The 17,684-nt window shown below is 34.0% G+C and carries 14 protein-coding genes; 5 read left to right on the top strand and 9 right to left on the bottom strand.

Translation table 11 applies throughout. The annotated features are described in order from the left end of the window. The first annotated feature begins 8 nt into the window (after nt 1-8). The 5 genes from CKF54_RS04100 to CKF54_RS04080 all read left to right on the top strand — a co-directional run bounded on the left by CKF54_RS04100 (nt 9) and on the right by CKF54_RS04080 (nt 5,268). Nucleotides 9-1,136 (top strand): BspA family leucine-rich repeat surface protein, encoded by a 1,128-nt coding sequence (locus CKF54_RS04100; RefSeq protein WP_119525045.1) that lies wholly within the window; start codon nt 9-11, stop codon nt 1,134-1,136. A gap of 412 nt (nt 1,137-1,548) precedes the next feature. Then, nucleotides 1,549-2,430, top strand: a complete 882-nt coding sequence (locus CKF54_RS04095) for a BspA family leucine-rich repeat surface protein (RefSeq protein WP_119525044.1) — start codon at nt 1,549-1,551, stop codon at nt 2,428-2,430. A gap of 200 nt (nt 2,431-2,630) precedes the next feature. Continuing rightward, the gene (locus CKF54_RS04090) at nt 2,631-3,584 is read left to right on the top strand and encodes a BspA family leucine-rich repeat surface protein (RefSeq protein WP_222987507.1); all 954 of its coding nucleotides are present in this window, start codon (nt 2,631-2,633) and stop codon (nt 3,582-3,584) included. Nucleotides 3,585-3,751: 167 nt separating this feature from the next. Continuing rightward, nucleotides 3,752-4,102 carry a hypothetical protein gene (locus CKF54_RS04085; protein WP_119525040.1) on the top strand — a complete coding sequence of 117 codons (351 nt, stop codon included), beginning with the start codon at nt 3,752-3,754 and terminating at the stop codon, nt 4,100-4,102. Between the two features lie 785 nt (nt 4,103-4,887). Continuing rightward, a complete protein-coding gene (locus CKF54_RS04080; protein ID WP_119525038.1) occupies nt 4,888-5,268 on the top strand; it encodes a hypothetical protein in 381 nt (126 codons plus the stop codon). A 158-nt stretch (nt 5,269-5,426) separates the two neighbouring features. Here the strand turns inward: CKF54_RS04080 and CKF54_RS04075 are convergent, their stop codons facing one another. The 9 genes from CKF54_RS04075 to CKF54_RS04035 all read right to left on the bottom strand — a co-directional run bounded on the left by CKF54_RS04075 (nt 5,427) and on the right by CKF54_RS04035 (nt 17,663). Beyond that, entirely contained in the window at nt 5,427-8,033 is a 2,607-nt protein-coding gene (locus CKF54_RS04075) for a CDP-glycerol glycerophosphotransferase family protein (protein WP_222987506.1), read from the bottom strand. 88 nt (nt 8,034-8,121) lie between these two features. Beyond that, nucleotides 8,122-9,237 carry a stealth conserved region 3 domain-containing protein gene (locus CKF54_RS04070; protein WP_119525035.1) on the bottom strand — a complete coding sequence of 372 codons (1,116 nt, stop codon included), beginning with the start codon at nt 9,235-9,237 and terminating at the stop codon, nt 8,122-8,124. 444 nt (nt 9,238-9,681) lie between these two features. After that, nucleotides 9,682-10,341, bottom strand: coding sequence for an ABC transporter ATP-binding protein (locus CKF54_RS04065; RefSeq protein ID WP_119525063.1), 660 nt, complete (start codon nt 10,339-10,341; stop codon nt 9,682-9,684). Between the two features lie 592 nt (nt 10,342-10,933). Then, complete coding sequence (locus CKF54_RS04060; RefSeq protein ID WP_119525033.1) at nt 10,934-11,728, bottom strand: ABC transporter permease; 795 nt, start codon at nt 11,726-11,728, stop codon at nt 10,934-10,936. 2 nt (nt 11,729-11,730) lie between these two features. After that, nucleotides 11,731-12,723 (bottom strand): capsule biosynthesis protein, encoded by a 993-nt coding sequence (locus tag CKF54_RS04055; protein ID WP_262407808.1) that lies wholly within the window; start codon nt 12,721-12,723, stop codon nt 11,731-11,733. Nucleotides 12,724-12,863: 140 nt separating this feature from the next. Beyond that, nucleotides 12,864-14,015, bottom strand: coding sequence for a polysaccharide biosynthesis/export family protein (locus tag CKF54_RS04050; protein WP_119525029.1), 1,152 nt, complete (start codon nt 14,013-14,015; stop codon nt 12,864-12,866). Between the two features lie 62 nt (nt 14,016-14,077). Further along, a complete protein-coding gene (locus CKF54_RS04045) occupies nt 14,078-15,094 on the bottom strand; it encodes a hypothetical protein (RefSeq protein ID WP_119525027.1) in 1,017 nt (338 codons plus the stop codon). Next, nucleotides 15,069-16,229 (bottom strand): CDP-glycerol glycerophosphotransferase, encoded by a 1,161-nt coding sequence (locus CKF54_RS04040; protein WP_119525025.1) that lies wholly within the window; start codon nt 16,227-16,229, stop codon nt 15,069-15,071. The genes CKF54_RS04045 and CKF54_RS04040 overlap by 26 nt, the downstream gene beginning before the upstream one ends. Before the next feature lie 6 nt (nt 16,230-16,235). Further along, complete coding sequence (locus tag CKF54_RS04035; RefSeq protein WP_119525023.1) at nt 16,236-17,663, bottom strand: bifunctional cytidylyltransferase/SDR family oxidoreductase; 1,428 nt, start codon at nt 17,661-17,663, stop codon at nt 16,236-16,238. Nucleotides 17,664-17,684 lie beyond the last annotated feature (21 nt).

The following is a 17,684-nucleotide window of genomic DNA, read 5'->3' as shown; positions in this document are numbered from 1 at the left end:
AAAGAATTATGTCCTACAATTTAAAAACTATTATTGCTAGCGCTTTAATTACTGCTACTTTATCAATCGGAAGTTATTTTGCTTACAAAAATAAACCTAAAACTTTTATAAACCCGATCTATAGCAAAGAACAAATAGGTGAGCTGTATGGTACAAACCTTAGCCAAGCTAAAGAAAAATTTGTCTTTACTAACTCTCAAGCCCTCAAATCCTTTATTAAACAATACTTAGAAGACAATAAATTAAGACAGGTAGTAGATCTAAACTTTATAGATATATCAAATATTAAAGATTTAAATTTCGTATTTTCAGGAGATGTCTCTGGTTTCACTGAAGAGGAATTAAAAAAAGAAGGTCTTCAAGATTTACCAAAAATTAAAAATGGAGATAAGTATTCAGTATGTAAATCTACATTCAATCATAAAGTTGATATCTCCCGTTGGGATACTAGTAATGTAACTGACCTAAGAAGTACCTTTGCATGCTCATCTGTTGATTTTGGTATTAGCAAATGGAATACATCTCAAGTTACAAATATGCAAGGTACTTTCATGTTAGCTCTTAAATTTAATGGAGACATTTCAAATTGGAATACAAGTAAAGTCACAGATCTATTTTCAGCTTTTGCCGGAGCAAGATCATTTGCTGGTGACCTAAGTAAATGGGATGTATCAAATGTTGAATATCTTGATTATACATTTTTCATGGCAACAGTATTCAATTCTGACCTAAGCAATTGGAATGTTTCTAACGTTAAAAATATGAAATTTACTTTTGCTATTGCTGAAAAATTTACTTCTGACCTTAGCAGATGGAACGTATCCAATGTAAGAAGTTTCTTAGCTACATTTTATGGCGCTTCTAGTTTTTACTCTAATTTAAGTCTATGGAATACTTCTAAAGCTTATACTATTAGCTGGATGTTTGCATTTACTAACTTCAGAACTGACTTAAATTTTTGGAATCTATCCTCTGTTGAATATGCTGAGAAAACATTCTTCAATTCCCAATTTCGAGAATTTGATATATATAATTGGAAAAATAAAATTCCAAGCTTATACAATAAGCTAGAATTTAATAAAAACTATTCAGAAGATGATTTATATAAATATGAAGCTAACCCTAAAAAACGATAGGTAGATTGGATACTTTTTTAGACGACAACTATCATTTTAAATTATTTATATATGTTTATAGTTGAATAATTTTGGAGTTAGACGCTGAATTAACCTATTAAATGTAGGAATTACTTACCTCTAATTTTTTTAGGGAGCGGTTCTATTAGGTGTGCATGAACTGTCTCCATAAATGTGCAACAAAAATCTAAGCTTACATTTGTAAGTTTTTAACTCATGAATTTGTCTTATTTTAAAAAAATTGATTACATTCTCCACATATAGATAGCTCCTTAAAAAGATTTTATAAAGTCTCTTTATAAATGTTGCTCAAAACTTACAAGTAATCACATATCGTTATATATAACTTTTAAGTAGACTTAAACTGCTCAACCATAAAACTAAAACACTCATTAACTATCTAAATACACACATGACAACAAAAACTATAGCAACAACTATAGCAATTTCATTAGCTTTATCAGTTGGTGGATTGTATGCCTACGACAACATTAGCAATGTTTATACAGATGTAACCTACGATTCTTCTCTAGGTGAATTATATGGAAAAAATCTTGCTTACGAAGGTAAAAAATTTGTTTTTACTAACAGCAAATCATTAAAAAAATTCATAGATTCCTACGTTAAATACCATGATAACGAAAAGGCTAGACTTGACCTAAATTTTATTGACATTTCTAAATTAACAGATCTAAACTACGTTTTTTCTGGAGAAAATAATTATATATCTAAAGAAGAATATGAACTTCTTCCCAGTAATGAACAATATAAGTACACTTACTACAAGGGTTTAGGTTACTTTAACTGTAATAATACTGTAGACAAGATACACAAAATAAGTATTAGTACATGGAAACTAAGCAAGATAGAAAAATTAAACGGAACTTTTGCATGTGGAAATTTTGATATTGATGTAAGTCAATGGGATGTATCTGGTGTTAAAGAAATGAAGGGAACTTTTTTAGGAAACGAAATGGCTCCTTATGAAATTACGTATTGGGATGTGGGTAATGTTACCAATATGTCTTTTATGTTTGCAGGGACGCTCGCTACATATGCTAATTTAAGAGACTGGAACGTATCTAAATTAGAACATTCTGATTTTATGTTTGCTGGACAAATAGGTTTCTCTGTATATTTAAATAATTGGAATCTTATTTCTATAAAAAGCGTAACTGGAATGCTTAGAAATACCATGGCAGACGAAAAGTATTTCTATAAATTAAAGGATAAAATTTCACCAAAACTTTACGAAGAATTACTAGAAGATAGGTTTTATTTTTTAATAAATTAAAATTTCTACATTAATTATTTCGTTCTCTCATCTTGAGGTTACCTAATTATAGTAATAATCCTATGTCAAAAAAACTAAAAACAATACTTACCAGTACTTTTATTACTGTAACTTTATCAATCGGAAGTTACTTTGTATATAAACATTTTGAAAAGAGTAAGCCTAAAACTTTTATAAATCCCATTTATAGCAGAGAACAATTGGGTGAACTTTATGGTAAAGATCTTAGCAAGGTGAAAGAAAAATTTATCTTTACTAAATCAAGCGATCTTAAGCTGTTTATATCTGATTACCTAGATTACAATAAACTAAGAGATAGAATTGATCTAAATTTTATAGATGTCTCACAGATCAAAGATCTAAATCATGTTTTTTCTGGTGAATTTGATGTAATTGAAAAAGATAAGTTCAAAGAAGAAGATTTTAAAAATCTAAATGTGGTTCAAATTGACTCTAACTATTCAGTATGTAAATCTCCATTTAGCTACAATATTGACATTTCTCGTTGGGACACTAGAAATGTAACAACCTTAGGGTACACTTTTGCCTGCTCCTTAGTTGATTTTAATATTAGCAACTGGAACACCTCCAACGTTACAAATATGCATGGTGCCTTTATGCTAGCAATAAATTTCAACTCTGACATTTCAAATTGGAATACAGAGAGGGTTACTAGTTTGAATTCAACATTTGCAGGAGCAAAATCATTTGCCGGTGATTTAAGCAAATGGAATGTATCTAATGTTGAAGATCTTAACTACACATTTTTTCAAGCTAGAGAGTTCAATTCTGATTTAAGTAATTGGGACGTTTCTAATGTTACTAATATGAGATTTACTTTTGCTTTAGCAGAAAAATTTACTTCAGATTTAAGTAAATGGAAAGTATCTAATGTGCGAAGCTTCTTTGCCACATTTGCATGGGCCTATAATTTTTACTCTGATTTAAGCCAATGGAATGTTTCTAATGCCGTAATTCTCAACTATATGTTTGCATTTACTCATTTTTCAACTAATCTTAATGACTGGAACTTATCTTCTGTTAAATATGCTCAAGGTACTTTCTTAAATTCTGAATTTAGAGAAAGTGATTTTGTTACATGGAAAAATAAAGTTCCAAGTTTATATAGTAAACTAAGACTATTTGAAGAATAGTTTTATTCCTGGCATAAAAATAAAAATAGAAGTTTACATTCTCCGTTTTTATAGGGTAATTATAAATAAGATATTGAGTTACTTATTTGTACAAATTATTTGTACAAAATGGTTGCTTATTTTATGTTTTAAAACGCGTTTTAACTTTTTAGTTAAGGAAAAATGATATGAATCTTTTTAAAAAAGTTTTATTAGCTACATTGATATCATTGGCTTCTGTTAATTTAGCGACAGCTAAATTTGATAAGTTTCACTGGGAGCCTGTTATTGGTAGTTCTCAGAATCAACAAGTTACTTTAGGAAGTCTATCAGATAGTCAATTACAGCAGGTAATTAACGACTACTCTCAGAGTGGCAATGTAAGAAGTGCTGCGGTATTACTTTTAACTATAAGATATATTGATCGTTCAAATTATTCACAAGCAAAATATACATTGAGTTCTTTTAATCCTTACTCTGCTACTCCTAGTCAAGTAGAAACTTACAATATCTTAAAAAAGTTTTTAGCTGACTATTAACAACTTTCACTATAAAAATACCTATATTGACAACTCCTCTATTAAACCTAATTTACCGTTTATCTTATTCACTCACAAATATTTAACTTTTAATATCATTAATAAATAATTATATTAATTTAAGACAGATAGTGTACGAAAAAACTCATAAATTAGAATTAAATTAAATAAGTTATATGCTTTCATATTTTAAATAACCAAAACGGTTTATCCCCCTCGACCAATATGTTGAGGGGATTTTAGAATAAAAGACAAGCATTACTACAGAAAGAGGAAACTTTTAAAGGCATTTGCTTTTAAAACCTAGAGTATTAATAACCAGCAATATATTTTTATATGGGTAAGTACTTAACACTTTTTAAGTAAAGTATTTTATCGCTCAACATTATTCTCTTAAAACTCAACAAACAAAAATAGCTTAATTTTTCACGTTCATTATTTAATTTTCTATATTTCCCATCATTTTATTTCAAATAGATTATGGACCTATAACAATATCTGCTCTATTCTATCTCGCGCATTAATTATTTCAGCTATATCAAATTAAAAATATCCACTGTGTTCACACTACTTTAAGTTTAAAAAACTTTAATTTTTTTCACTATATGTAGGGATTCCCGAACAAAGAAGAAGCTAATGATTAAAGATCATTAAATTTCTTACTTTTACATTAAGTCAACAATCGATTTCTAGCAGGGCAGTCTGCCCTGCTAGAAATCGAGGTAACCTAATGTTATTTAGTAATTTATTTAGAAGAAAATGATCAATTTCGGGAATCCCTATATATGAATATTTTCAAAAAAGTTTTATTAGTTACATTAGTAACTTTAGCTTCTGTTAGTTTAGCCACTGCGAAACTCGATAGTTCCTTATCTTTAAATACATATACTATCAAACCAGCTATTGGCAAAACAACATCAGACACCTATCAAAATAATATTCAAAAGGTTAGTCTATCAGATTCTGAACTAGAATCAATGATGCGTGACTATTCTTTAGATGCTTATACAAGAAATAAAGCTGTTCTAGTTTTAGCAATGAGATATGTTGATCGCTCAAATTATGGGCATGCAAGAAGAGTACTAACTTATTTTAATCACTCTGGTGCGGACTCTGATCAATTAAGAGCTTACGATACCTTAAGAAAGCTTGCATATAGTAACTAATTTTAGTTAATAATTTTTACCGAAGATTATACAAAATACGAAAGATTGTTTTACATTACTGCTGAACCTTCGGGGTAACGGCTAAACTATCAATCAAATCATATAAAAAAATATTGTAAAATCCTTCACGCTTATTAGCATGAAGGATTTTACAATATTTAATAGACATTGTGATCAAGCTCTTTTACCACTTGATACACTCTCTCACAACATCGCCCATCCCTAAACGGAAAAGTCTCTTCTATGCGACTAGCATAAACTTCTTCAACTTCTCCACCTCTAGCTATGGTTGCTTGTAACTCTTGTAAGAGTTGCTCAAGATTATAAACCACTGGTCCAAAACCATCCTTTTCATAAGAAAAATACCCCGCGCTTAAATGCAAGCCACTAAAGAATTCTTCTTGATCAAATTGATAGTAAAGCACCGGTTTTTCTAGTAAAGCAAAATCAAATGCTACCGAAGAATAGTCTGTGATTAAAATCTGTGCTTCTTGCATCAGTTGCTGGATTTTAACCTTACTGGTACGAATATCCCAAGCTTGGATATACTCCGGTAAAGCAAACTCTTCCAAGTAAGGTGCAATATTGATATGCGGAGCAAAAATAACTTTGTATCCTTGGTCTACAGCTAACTCTTTTAACTGCTTGCTATGCAAGAAGTTACGCCAGCATTGCGCAAATTGACTTTGCGCAAACTCTTGGTTTACCGTACGTTCTTGTCTACCTTTAAAGCTGGTACCAACTATTTTTTGACGCCAAGTTGGCATAATTAAAATAGTTTTCTTGCCTCTTTGATTACCTTTAAGCAGACTATCATGACGAGGAAAACCTGTAAGTTTGACTTCTTTGTCTGTAAAGAAAAAGCGTCCATAGTCTTTAACTAAGTAATCATACTCGGCAGGTGTAGCTGCAGTTATACAAGCAATCCCTTTCTTGCTATTGAGCCACTTGGACAAGTTATTATGGGTTACCCCGTGCTGTAAGAATACAAGTTTTTTACTTAAGTTGTAGTTATCCCCAAAGTAATCACTAATGTAACCATCAATGTTACTACTTATTATCTTGTCCGCTTGCGCTAATTTTTGTTTAAAAGCATTTGAACCAAAAGCCAAGAGGTTAAAACCCTCTGCTTCTAATCTCTGCCAATCTGGAGTATCTTTTTCTAAAGCAAAGTAGTACTCTTGCTCTCGATGATGCTCTTTTACATAACGACAAAGATGTTCTGCATTATCATCAGCATTACTGTGACGATCAATAAAGATCCAAATGTCTTTATTAGCATAACGCGCATGTGGTTTTAATTCCGTTAAAATCTCTTGCACTGTTACTAGAGCATGGTAATGCTTACCTTTAATAACTAGCACAGCAGGTTTACCATTAACCGTAACTTGTAACTCTTGCTCTTGGATCTGCTCTTGGATCTGCTCTTGTCTACTAGCATGAGCTAATTCGCTTTTAAGCTCTTTTTGCTCTTTTGGCTCTTTTGGCTCTCCTACCGCTTGCTCCAATTGCGCATAAGGTAACCAAAAACGCTTTTCATAGACAAAAGGTTGATCGAGCAACATATGCGTTACAGTTTTACTGTGTAATGGTAAAACCGTTCTTTGCTCTTGCTGGCAAAAACTAAAGCTAACTTGCTCTTGCGGAAAGTAAGTAAAGTAAGTTAGTTGCAATTGCTCTTTGGCACGATCTACTTTTTCTACATAAACATAAGTTTGCGGTAACTGCGCTTGCTTAAACTTCCCAAGAATACCACTTTTGAAAAAGTAAAAGAGATTGTTAATTTCAAAACTAACAATCGTTTGATAGTCTATGTAAGTAAAGATCTGCTCTAACAAAGACAAGCTTCTCTCTTTTTCTGCTTGACTAAGAAACTTTACTCTTTCATCAGAGTTATACAGCGCTTTAAAAAACCAAGAGAGGTTGTAAAGTACCATACGCTGAACAAACTTAGGGACATAGCCAAGTTTGTCTTGGTAGGTTTGTAACAAAGCTAAATCACCAAACTCTAAACAGTCACCAAACTTCTCTTTCTTTGTCCAAGTTGTGTCAATAAGTGAACTACCGTCAGCTCTTTTACGATAAAAATAAATAGCGTCACGTAAGAACGCTACTTTATCATCATTTGTACAGTGAAGTAAAAACTCTCCAACAAACTTACTATCTTCAAACGTTGGTTTAACGCGAGGATCAAACTGTAGTTTTTCTTCTTTAATGATCCTACTTGCAAAAACTCCAGTGTTTACTCCCATAGTAAAAAAGTTATCTAGCTCATGCCCCCTAAACTCACTTACTGCTTCTTTAAAACGAAACTTTAAAGGGTGGCTGTCACTGGTAATCCCATCTTTTTCATAGAAAAAATGAAGGTTGTTAACCACTAACGCGGTATTACTGTGAGTACGTAAGTAATCATCCACACATTTAAAGTAATTTGGATGAAAAAAGTCATCAGGATCAGCAAAGGTAACAAAAGGATGGATTACTTGCTCGATCCCTAGATTACGCGCAGAAGCTACTCCCCCATTTTCTTTATGGTAGTAAAAAATGTTTTTTGGGTAGAGTTTGCTCCACTTTTGAATAATACTGGCAGTGTTATCAGTAGAGCCATCGTCAACACAAATAACTTGGAGATGACGTTTAAAGTCCAGTCTTTGCTCTTTGAGGCTTGTAAAAAAGCTATCTAAATACTTTTCAACATTGTAACAAGCAACGACTAGAGAGTACTTGTACTTACCTCTTGCTTTGTATGGCAAAAGTTTTAACAATTGTCTCGAATGCTTTTGCCATGCGTCACTAAGAAAGAGCTTGGGATCTCTTAGAAGTTTTCTAAATTTTTTTCTCAGTTTAACCATCTTAATCTTTATGATAGAATTTCTTTAACATCGCGAGCAAGTTCTCTCTATAGTTCGGGATTTCTTCTTTACTATGAAAATCATTAGCACAAAATGAGTGTGGTAAAATCCCTGTACGTTTACCATTGAGGAGTTTTTGATAAATAAACAAACTATGGTTTGAGCGGATATTAAAATAGTAACACGCATCAAAACCAATACTCGCTTTGCCCTCTAAATACATTAACCAAGGTACTAAGAAAGTAGCCATATTGAGATCTTGTTTGGATCTAATTTTTGCTGGGAGAAACTTTCTAATCTCATCACCATATTTTTGCCAAGCTAACTCATACATACTCTTTTTTAATGGGAAATAAGTATGTACAGTTGGGGAGTCAATACTGATCTCGTAGTCCCCTTGTAAAAGTTGTAAGCTATTGTATGAAGCTTCAAGCGTAGCTGTGAGTTTCCCACGAGCACGCATCTGTTTTAAACTTTTATCAGTCAGAAAAAGTGAAGCTAAACCATTTGGCTGGAAAAAGTGAGACTTGTTAAGTTCACGAGCAACAAAAACATCATCGTTAAAATAGATAAAGTTTTCATTGAGATCTGGGATCTTATATAAAAAAGCTTCAATTACATGCGAATTAAAGGTTGGCAGATATTGGGTAGGAATAATATCCTGATGATCCACAAGTACTACCTTATCTTTATAAGGATATGAGCTATTGTACCAACTTGGTATTTGCCCATCTGTAACAATAAAAATCTTTCTCACCCAAGGTAAGAATTTTAAAACACTTTGCACTGAAAAATAGATTTCGTTATGATCTTCAAAACGAGCTTGATCAGCAGCAAATAGTGCCGGTGCATTAATACTTACACCTGAATATAAACTAAACTTATCTTTCCAAAATGAGTCATTACCATCTACCCATGTAAACACTACATCTACATTGGTTTGTTCAACTAGGTTCTTCTCAATAATGGTTTCTAACCTTCTACTAAGGTTTACTACAAGAGGCTCTTCACTTTCAACAAATGGTTGTTCAATATTTTTTATGGGAAACTTCTTAAGTAAATAATCCCTAAAAAAGATATTAGGTTTAGTTAAGAGCTTTTTAGTTTTTTTTAACATCTTCTAATAGATAAATGTATAGCAATATGTAATCTTAAACGTGGGAGTAAGTTACTCTCAACGAATGAGTGTTCTTTAAGCCAAGCAATGCTTTGGCATTAAAACAAATTATAGCAGGGAAAAGAGGATAAGGTAATATTATGCAGTGAAAAAATTCTTTACCACTTTAAATCCACCTTATGCCTTTACCCTGCCAAGCATTCCCTTTTATCTCGGAGAGAATAGCTAATAAGCTGACAAAGGAGATAAAAACTAACTTATCAGTAAAACAGTTTTTACTATTAGTCCTCTTCCTCAGTGAGAAATGAAGTTTATTGCCTCTCAAAATTTTAATAAGCTTCAAATTTATCACGAAACAAACTTTGAAGAGGCTTAAGGTTTATCACTACTTCAAAATTTTAAGAGGCTTAAATAAAGAGAAGCAGAGCTTTGCTCTGCTTTTTATTATTTTTGCTTCATGATTTGGTTGTAGTAATCATAAGCTTTATCAATATTTTCAAACTTGTGAAGTTCACCTTTATCAAGAACTAAAGCATTATCACAATATTGTCTAATTGCGCTTGCGCTGTGAGATACCAGAATCAATGAACGATCTTTACGCTTTTCAAACAGCTCATATTTACATTTTTTTGCAAAGTTTGAATCACCTACGGCAATCACTTCATCGATAAGGTAACAGTCAAAATCAATTGACAAAGATAAAGCAAAGGCTAGACGGGCTTTCATCCCTGAAGAGTAAGACTTAACCGGTTCATAGAGATAATCACCTAGTTCCGCAAACTCTTCGGTAAAGTTTTTTACATACTCTACATCTTTACCGTAGATACGACAGATAAAACGTAAATTATCCATCCCTGTTAAACTACCTTGGAATGCCCCACTAAAAGCTAAAGGCCAAGAAATGCTCATACTTTGTTCTATCTCTCCTGAAGTAGGAGCTTCTACTCCCGAGAGCAAACGAATTAAAGTCGATTTCCCTGTACCATTTCTTCCTAAGATACCTATCTTTTCTCCTTTTTTTAAAGAGAAAGAAACGTCCTTAAGAATTTGCTTGGTTCCAGTACGAGTACGATAACTCTTACTTACATGCGAGACTTTAAGCATTGGTGTAGTTTGCGGATCAAGATCTTCAGCAACTGTTGAAATTTCTCCAGCAGAGACAGCTTTTTCCTCTTTTGCTTTGGCTGTTTCAGCTTTTGTTTTGTCTTTTTCTTCCTTTGCTTTATCTTTTTCTTCTACAGGTTTAGATTTGTCTTCTTTAGACGTGTCCTTGTCTTCTTTGGATTTTGACTTATCCTTATCTTCCTTAGACTTGTCTTTTTCTTCTTTAGGTTTAGACTTGTCTTTGTCTTCTTTGGACTTAGCCTTATCCTCTTTGACTTTATCTTCTTTAGGTTTAGATTTGTCTTTATCTTCTTTAGACTTATCTTTGTCCTCGGAAGTCTTTGCTTCTTTACCTAATTGAAGTTCTTCATCTTTCTCTGCTTTAACTTTTTGTTCAGTTTGGCTTTGCTTGTCTACTGTCGCAGTTGTTGCAGCTGTTGTTACAGTTGCTAGCTCTGTAGTTTCTTCAGATGTCTTAGAAGCTTCTGCAGTTTTAGCTGTTTCTGCTACTTCAGTAGTTTCTTCACTCTTAGCAATAACTTTTTCCTCTACTTGAGGAGTTAAATCTTTTTCACTCATCTAATCACCTCGTTTAAGGATTAATATTACGACTAATAACTCTAATAGCTACTAAACCAAACATTAAGATCACTAAATCACAAAAGAACAGATAGTAAGGATTTTCTAAAGTTATTACACTCGCACCAAAATAACCATGACGGAACATTTCCGTTCCATGAATCATTGGTAACCAAGATAAATAACTTCTAAAGTTCTCTGGAATTGAGTTTAAGAAAAAGAAAACCCCAGACAGTGGCATCAGTAAAAAACTAAAAGTACTCCAAATCTTACCAAAAGCTTCAAACTTATTTGCAATCGAAGTAATAATTAATCCCAGACCAATTGCAAACATTGCCATTAAGAACCATGCCAATAACATGTAGAAAATGTCATCAGGATAGCCAATTACCCCCAGAGTGATTAGAGCAACCATAATTACTATTTGCGCAATTGTCGCTCCACAAAGCTCAAGGATCATACGAGCTAACACTGTATCTACCACTTTTACATTACGGTGGTAAAGCAAACTGATATTAGCATCAATAGAACCGACTGCACGATTAGCAGCATTACGCCACATCATCATTAGCGGGTAACCAGTGATCGTAAAGGCAATAATGTTTAAATTGGAAAAACTTCCAGCTCGCAACTCACCCCATAATAACGCAATTAACAGCGTCATTATGAGAGGTTCAACAAAGAGCCACATAAAACCTATGTTTTTACGTCCATAACGAGTAATTATTTCACGTAAAATCAGGGCTTTTAACACGCGACCTTGAATGACAAAGCTTTGCGCTAGAGTAGTTTTATTACCATAGTTCATAATTAATTTTTATGTTCTCTTACACTTGCAATAATTAAACTGGTTAAACCGTAAAGTAATAGACCAATAATAAAGGTTGCAAGAATGTTATAGAAACGATTAGGTAATTCAGCTTCATCTGGATTACTTGCTGGAGAAATTACTTCAAGATAAAGCTGCTTACGCATAGCTTCATCTTGAGCAGCTTGTAAAGATGAAATCGCACTTGTTAGTTGCTCAACTGCCATAGAGTTTTCTAGGCTTAGTCTTTGATAAACTACGCTTTGCCCTACTAAAGAAGAATCGTCACCGACAATCTTTTGCATTTGCACTTCAATTTCATGTTCAAGTGAACGGTTACGACTTTCAAGGGTTTTAATTTGTAAGCTATCAGGACTTGAAGCTTTTAGCTGACTAATTTGTGCTTGGTTTTTCACAATATCAGCTTGTAAACTTTCGATTAGTTGTAGTAAAGCTTGGGTTTGCGCATTAACATCAAAGATTTTGTTGGCAATACGAAAATCCATTAAAGCTTTGGCTGTTTGTAGCGAATACTCTTGAGCACGCTCAACGTTGTTTTTAGCAAAGGTAATAGCGTCATTTAACGCACGAGTATTTAACTCATTTACGCGGTTTTCAGCAATTGAGATTAAGCGAGAGTTAATCTCTTGTCCTTCTTCAGGCTTATATGCTTTTACACGTAAAGTCGCAATACCCGAAACTGGATCTACTCTAATACTTACTTTTTCACGGAAGTATTGGTAGAAAGCTTCCTGACTGTTGTTTAAACGCAAGGTGTTAAAACGACTAAACCAATCGCCTTGCTTGCTATAGTAATCCCTTACATCAACGGTACCCTCTAAAGTATGTAAAGCAGCACGTGAAGTAATGTAGCTCTGTACACTATAAGCATCGTCAATTGATTTATTAACCCCTACACTCGACAACAAAGAACCCATAGTGCTAATGGTAGCTTGGTTGTTGGCAGAGCGAACAACAAAAGTTGATTCTGACACATACACTTTGGAAGCAATAATTCCAAAGTAGATTACCGAAATCGTTGTTGGTAAAACAACGAGAAATACAAAAAGAGGCTTAAGTTTTTTAAATCTAGTGACAGCTAGATTAAGCCATTTTTTTATCATAAAAAACTCACTTAGTCTTGCACCGCTCTCACTGTATTTACTGCCGGGCTTACTACGTAGTAAATTGCACGAACAAATTTGGTAAATTCAGCAAATGGTGCATTAGAGATATAAATAATATCTTGGTTGTGTACTGGGAATTTTTGTAACCAGAACAACGCTTGCGGATTTTTTAAATTGATACGATAAACTGTTGGTACTGAACTTTGCAGGTTATACCCTTGTTGTAACCAACTTTGTTGTTCTTTAGCTGGTAAGTCAGCTAAAGTTAAGTAACGGAAAACAAATAGACCTTGTGGATCTGCACGATTGTCATCTAAACCTTCAACTCGACCTAAAGCTTGAGCGAGGTTTAAACCTTGCGCAGAGAAATTAACCTCTTGGTTTTTCCCTACTGCACCCATAGCTGTAAAGCTTAATGGGTTAGTCATTAAGTACACCACATCACCAGGTTGTAAAGCAATATTTTGTTTTGGATCGCTAACTAAGCTCGCAAGGGAAATAGCTTTTACTTCATTGCCACGAGTAATTTGTACCGAAATGTTTTGCACTTCAGTATCTACTCCACCTACAGCTGCAACAGCATCAAGTACTCTTTCGCCATGTGCGGTTAAAGGCATTTTTACACTATTACCTTGACGTAAAACCGTAACATTTTCAGAGTTATTTGATTTTACTTGGACAAGCACTTGTGGCTGGTTAGCCATATTGCTTAAACGTTGTGTAACTACGCGCTGGATTTGTAAAGGCGTTAACCCCGCTACTTTTAAATTACCTACAAATGGTACCGTTAAGTAACCATTTTTGTCGACCATTTGTTCTGGCAGAGCAACGGTTTTAACTCCATTACCATTAGCATTGATACTTGCATCAGCAAAAAGAATTGCTGGAGATGCTTCCCAAATAGTAATACTTAAAATATCACCAGCTCCAACTTTACCAGAAACTTCGCTTTGCTGTTTAAACGAGCTAAATGCTTGTTGTTGCTCTGCGGTAAAAAGCTGGTTTACAACTTGGTTATCTACTTCAATTAGTGTTATTGGCAAATCACTTGCATTCACTACTTCGCCAGTAGTTGGTCCTGATTTAGGGGTAATAGAGCAAGATGATAGCAATAAAGTGCTCACTAATACCAAGCTAGTCTTGTTAAATACAAAATTCATAAATCAATCTCTTCAAAAATAAAACGCAGGTTTCCCTGCGTATTATACTCTTATTATCAAGATTATTCAGGACTTTGGGTGCGCTGGGTTAAGCCTTGATAGTGTTCTTCTAAACTACGACTGTAGATTAAGTTGATACGTTTTTTAGTGAACCCAGTAACAACTTGGATATAGAGACGACCATCTACTACCTGAATAGCTTCAGCTTCGTAATGGTTGTACTGAATCGCCAAGTCACGTCCTACTGTGATAAACTCACGTCCAACTAATTCCCCGTCAAAGGTATAAGTCAGTAGTAATAGAGGGTGCTCAACACTTGATAGTCCTAAATATAAATAAACGTACTTACTATCACTAGCAATCCCTTGTAAAGGATATTCTGGATCTGTAGTAATTTCGTCTACTAAAAACTCTTTTAAGTAAGATTTGGAAATATCTGTCTTTTTAATGGCAGCTAAATCCCAAATACGAATGTACGAACGTTTACCTTTATAACCACGAGCTATTAAATACTTTTGGTCTGCAGAAATTCCAGGAGTTACACTTCCTTTACTATTAAACTCTTTACCAAAGAGCGTATAGGCTTTAGCATTGGCTATATCATTATAGTCAAACTTAATTGCCTTACGTCCATAACTACCAAAGTGGCGACCTGCCGATGTCCATAACCAGATTTTGCCATCAACAGTTTGAGCTGCAAGTCCTTGGTGACCAACGATAAATGAGCCCTTACTTGCGTCTATGCCATTAATGGCATAGTAGCCTGGTTTAAACACATATCTACTAATGCAGTAACCGTAAGCATTACCACAGTGTCTTAAAGAAAAAGCGAGCTTTTCTTCAGGTAGTAAAACAAAAGACTGCTCTACATTTCCTTTATATGAGCCCTCTGGTAAAAGCTGGTAATTTAATTGCCAATTATCTTGACGTACCGTTTGTTCTTGGCTCGTCATTAGCGTTAAAGGCGTAGTTACTGTTTGGCTATTGGTTTCAACTGCTGGGTTATTGTTGTTAGCAAGCACCTCGGTGCCATAGAACAAGCTTGGTAGTAAACTAATTAGAGTGATCAATTTTTTCATTGTCAGTGCCTCCATATAGCTTTGTTAGTAAAAAAGCAATACGATCTTTGCTAGCGCAATGATGCAGGCTTGGATCGATATATAGTTGTTGCAATGTGTGGAAATATGCTAGCTCTTGCGCAGAGAAAGCTTTTAACTCTCGCACATCTTGGTCTAGCATAATTAAGTGATTGAGATAATCTTGCTGTTGTAGACTTTGAGGTAACAAAGCAAGATTATCTTGGTAGAAAAAGAGATAATGCGGGATATTTTCATTTAACAACTGCGTTTCAATTGCCGATAAATCACAAAAAGCAATTCTTGCCTGATAGCCCTTAAGTTCACTAATTACCTTAACGCCCAGACGTTTGAGCTTAAATTTTTGCCAAAATCCTAGCTCAACGTTCTTTAGGTATACTTCTAGCGCAATGCCTTGCGCTTTAAGCAGAGGGTATACTTGGGTGAGAAAATCCAGCAGGATTTCTTTTACCCTAAAACCGGCGTTAGGGTGAGGTTGCATTACAACTTTAGATAAGCCATAAAGCTTACAAGCCTGAATTAAAGTAGTCGCTACTTTTACAGGCTCTTGCAAACTTGAGTAGTTCTCTCTCGCAATTCCTCCTTCCCAAGTTGGAGCGTAAAAACAAATATCTCCTTCAGGACTAGCAAAATCTGCACGAGGCTTTAATTGGGTTTGCCCAATAAAAGTATTACCCATGGTAAAGGCACGCTGTTGACTAAGGTCGTAAGAGCTCAAAATCTTACTCTCTACTAATCTTTGTAGTCCTAATTGTCCAGCGGTAATAATATGATCATAGATACGTAAAATAGGTTTTACCGAAGAGATCTTATTACTTTCCCCATGGGTAATAAATACATGCTTGAGACGTCTATTAGCTACGGCACGACAATTTGATTGCGCGTTAAAAGGGTAAAGTATTACCCCTTCTTCTAATTGGTCTAATTCGTCATAGCTCACGAAACGAAAAATTATCTGGTGCTGAACAAAGATTTGTTCAATTAAACGACTACTTTTATGTTTGTAGCGTTTAACTAGCACTACAGTTTTGTCTTTATCTAATACTTGATCGGTAAAGAAGTTAACAATCTGCTTAGCTGCTCCGACAATTTTTGTATCTAAATAAAGATAAATCATCTTTTTTTATGCATTAATTTGTTCTAAAGCGGGATCAATGTAGTCTTTATCGCCTTTAACAACATCAACTATATTGCCACTTTCTTCACTTGCAAGAATAAATAGAGAAGCTAAAGCAACTACTTGCGGATCTAATAAACTATCTTCTGGCTCTAACCCAAAAGCTTGCACGCGCATTGGGGTTTTTGTGCGCTCTGGATTAATACAGTTGATCTTAATTCCTTTATCAGCCCATTCTTCTGCAATTGCTTGAGTAAAGTTAACAATTGCCGCTTTAGCAGCTGAATAAATAGAATAGAATGCACGTCCACGTGTATATGAGCTCGAAGTGTAGTTTAGTAAACCACCTTTAGTTTTTTCTAAATATGGATAAGCAGCTGTTGCTACATTTACTACTCCAGTAAAGTTCACATTAATGTTTTGCGCTATCTCTTCTGGAGTCATGCTGTTTAAAGCACAGTGCACTAAAGACGCAGCTGTATTTATAACAAAATCAATACGTTTTTCTTTGCTGTAAATTTCTTTAAATGCTTTTTCTAGAGAAGCATGTTCAGCTACATTTACATTATTAGAGCGACTTAAACTGTAAGTTTTGATATTTAAGTTTAGTTTTTGGGCTAGGGCAATGATTTCAGCACCAATACCATAGCTTCCGCCAACAACGACAATAACTTTGTCACGTAAACTTTCTAAACTATCTAAACTTGAAATGTTTTTTAAAGAGAATTGACTTCTACTTTGGAAAAGTTTATCGGCAATAAAAAGGTCTACTGGACGAGTTAACTTAATGTTAGTTTCCGAACCTTCAACTACATAAACTTTTTCTTCTGGCAGAGTTTTTAATACTATGCCACAATCACAAGTAGCTACCATTCCTGGAGTATTGTGGTAGATGTCGTAAGCTTTGATAATTGTTCCCAGTTTAAAAGCTTGAGGGGTTTGCCCTTGATAATACTCACTACGCTTAGGAATTTCACTAATCGTTTTTGTGTTATTATCAACTTTTACAATAGTATCAGTTGCTGGGATACAAACATCTACAGCGTTATAAGTATCTAAAGCTTCAATACATTTACTAATTATCTCAGACGCAAGTAAGGGTCTTACTGCGTCATGGATAATAACTTTAGTATCTGGGCTTTCTTTTTCTAGAGATCTAATTGCTGATAAAGTTGAATCAGTTCTTTCTTTACCACCAAAAAGAATTTTTCTTACTTTATGGAAATTGCTTTGAATAACTAGCTGTTGAATTTTGTCGTAGCTATTAGCTTCGGCAACAATTACAATCTCGTCAATCTCTTGATGATCTTCAAAAATTTGGATTGTATGTTCTAAAGCAGTTCTTCCGGCAATTTTTGAGAATTGTTTAGGATAATTTAGCTTCATGCGGCTACCTACGCCACCCGCTAAAATCACACCTACATTTTTTGACATAAATTATTCCTAATTTTTATT

Source organism: Psittacicella hinzii, assembly GCF_003585885.1.
In the GTDB taxonomy this organism is placed as follows: Bacteria; Pseudomonadota; Gammaproteobacteria; order Enterobacterales; family Psittacicellaceae; genus Psittacicella.
Note: the sequence above shows the minus strand (reverse complement) of the source record. Positions and strands in the feature narration are given on the sequence as shown.

What these genes read in the sequence shown, in the direction of transcription:
- CKF54_RS04065 (WP_119525063.1), bottom strand. Translation starts at nt 10,341, where the DNA reads ATGCTTAAAGTCTCGCATGTAAGTAAGAGTTATCGTACTCGTACTGGA.
- CKF54_RS04035 (WP_119525023.1), bottom strand. Translation starts at nt 17,663, where the DNA reads ATGTCAAAAAATGTAGGTGTGATTTTAGCGGGTGGCGTAGGTAGCCGC.
- CKF54_RS04080 (WP_119525038.1), top strand. Translation starts at nt 4,888, where the DNA reads ATGAATATTTTCAAAAAAGTTTTATTAGTTACATTAGTAACTTTAGCT.
- CKF54_RS04100 (WP_119525045.1), top strand. Translation starts at nt 9, where the DNA reads ATGTCCTACAATTTAAAAACTATTATTGCTAGCGCTTTAATTACTGCT.
- CKF54_RS04060 (WP_119525033.1), bottom strand. Translation starts at nt 11,728, where the DNA reads ATGAACTATGGTAATAAAACTACTCTAGCGCAAAGCTTTGTCATTCAA.
- CKF54_RS04085 (WP_119525040.1), top strand. Translation starts at nt 3,752, where the DNA reads ATGAATCTTTTTAAAAAAGTTTTATTAGCTACATTGATATCATTGGCT.
- CKF54_RS04045 (WP_119525027.1), bottom strand. Translation starts at nt 15,094, where the DNA reads ATGAAAAAATTGATCACTCTAATTAGTTTACTACCAAGCTTGTTCTAT.
- CKF54_RS04040 (WP_119525025.1), bottom strand. Translation starts at nt 16,229, where the DNA reads ATGATTTATCTTTATTTAGATACAAAAATTGTCGGAGCAGCTAAGCAG.
- CKF54_RS04050 (WP_119525029.1), bottom strand. Translation starts at nt 14,015, where the DNA reads ATGAATTTTGTATTTAACAAGACTAGCTTGGTATTAGTGAGCACTTTA.
- CKF54_RS04095 (WP_119525044.1), top strand. Translation starts at nt 1,549, where the DNA reads ATGACAACAAAAACTATAGCAACAACTATAGCAATTTCATTAGCTTTA.
- CKF54_RS04070 (WP_119525035.1), bottom strand. Translation starts at nt 9,237, where the DNA reads ATGTTAAAAAAAACTAAAAAGCTCTTAACTAAACCTAATATCTTTTTT.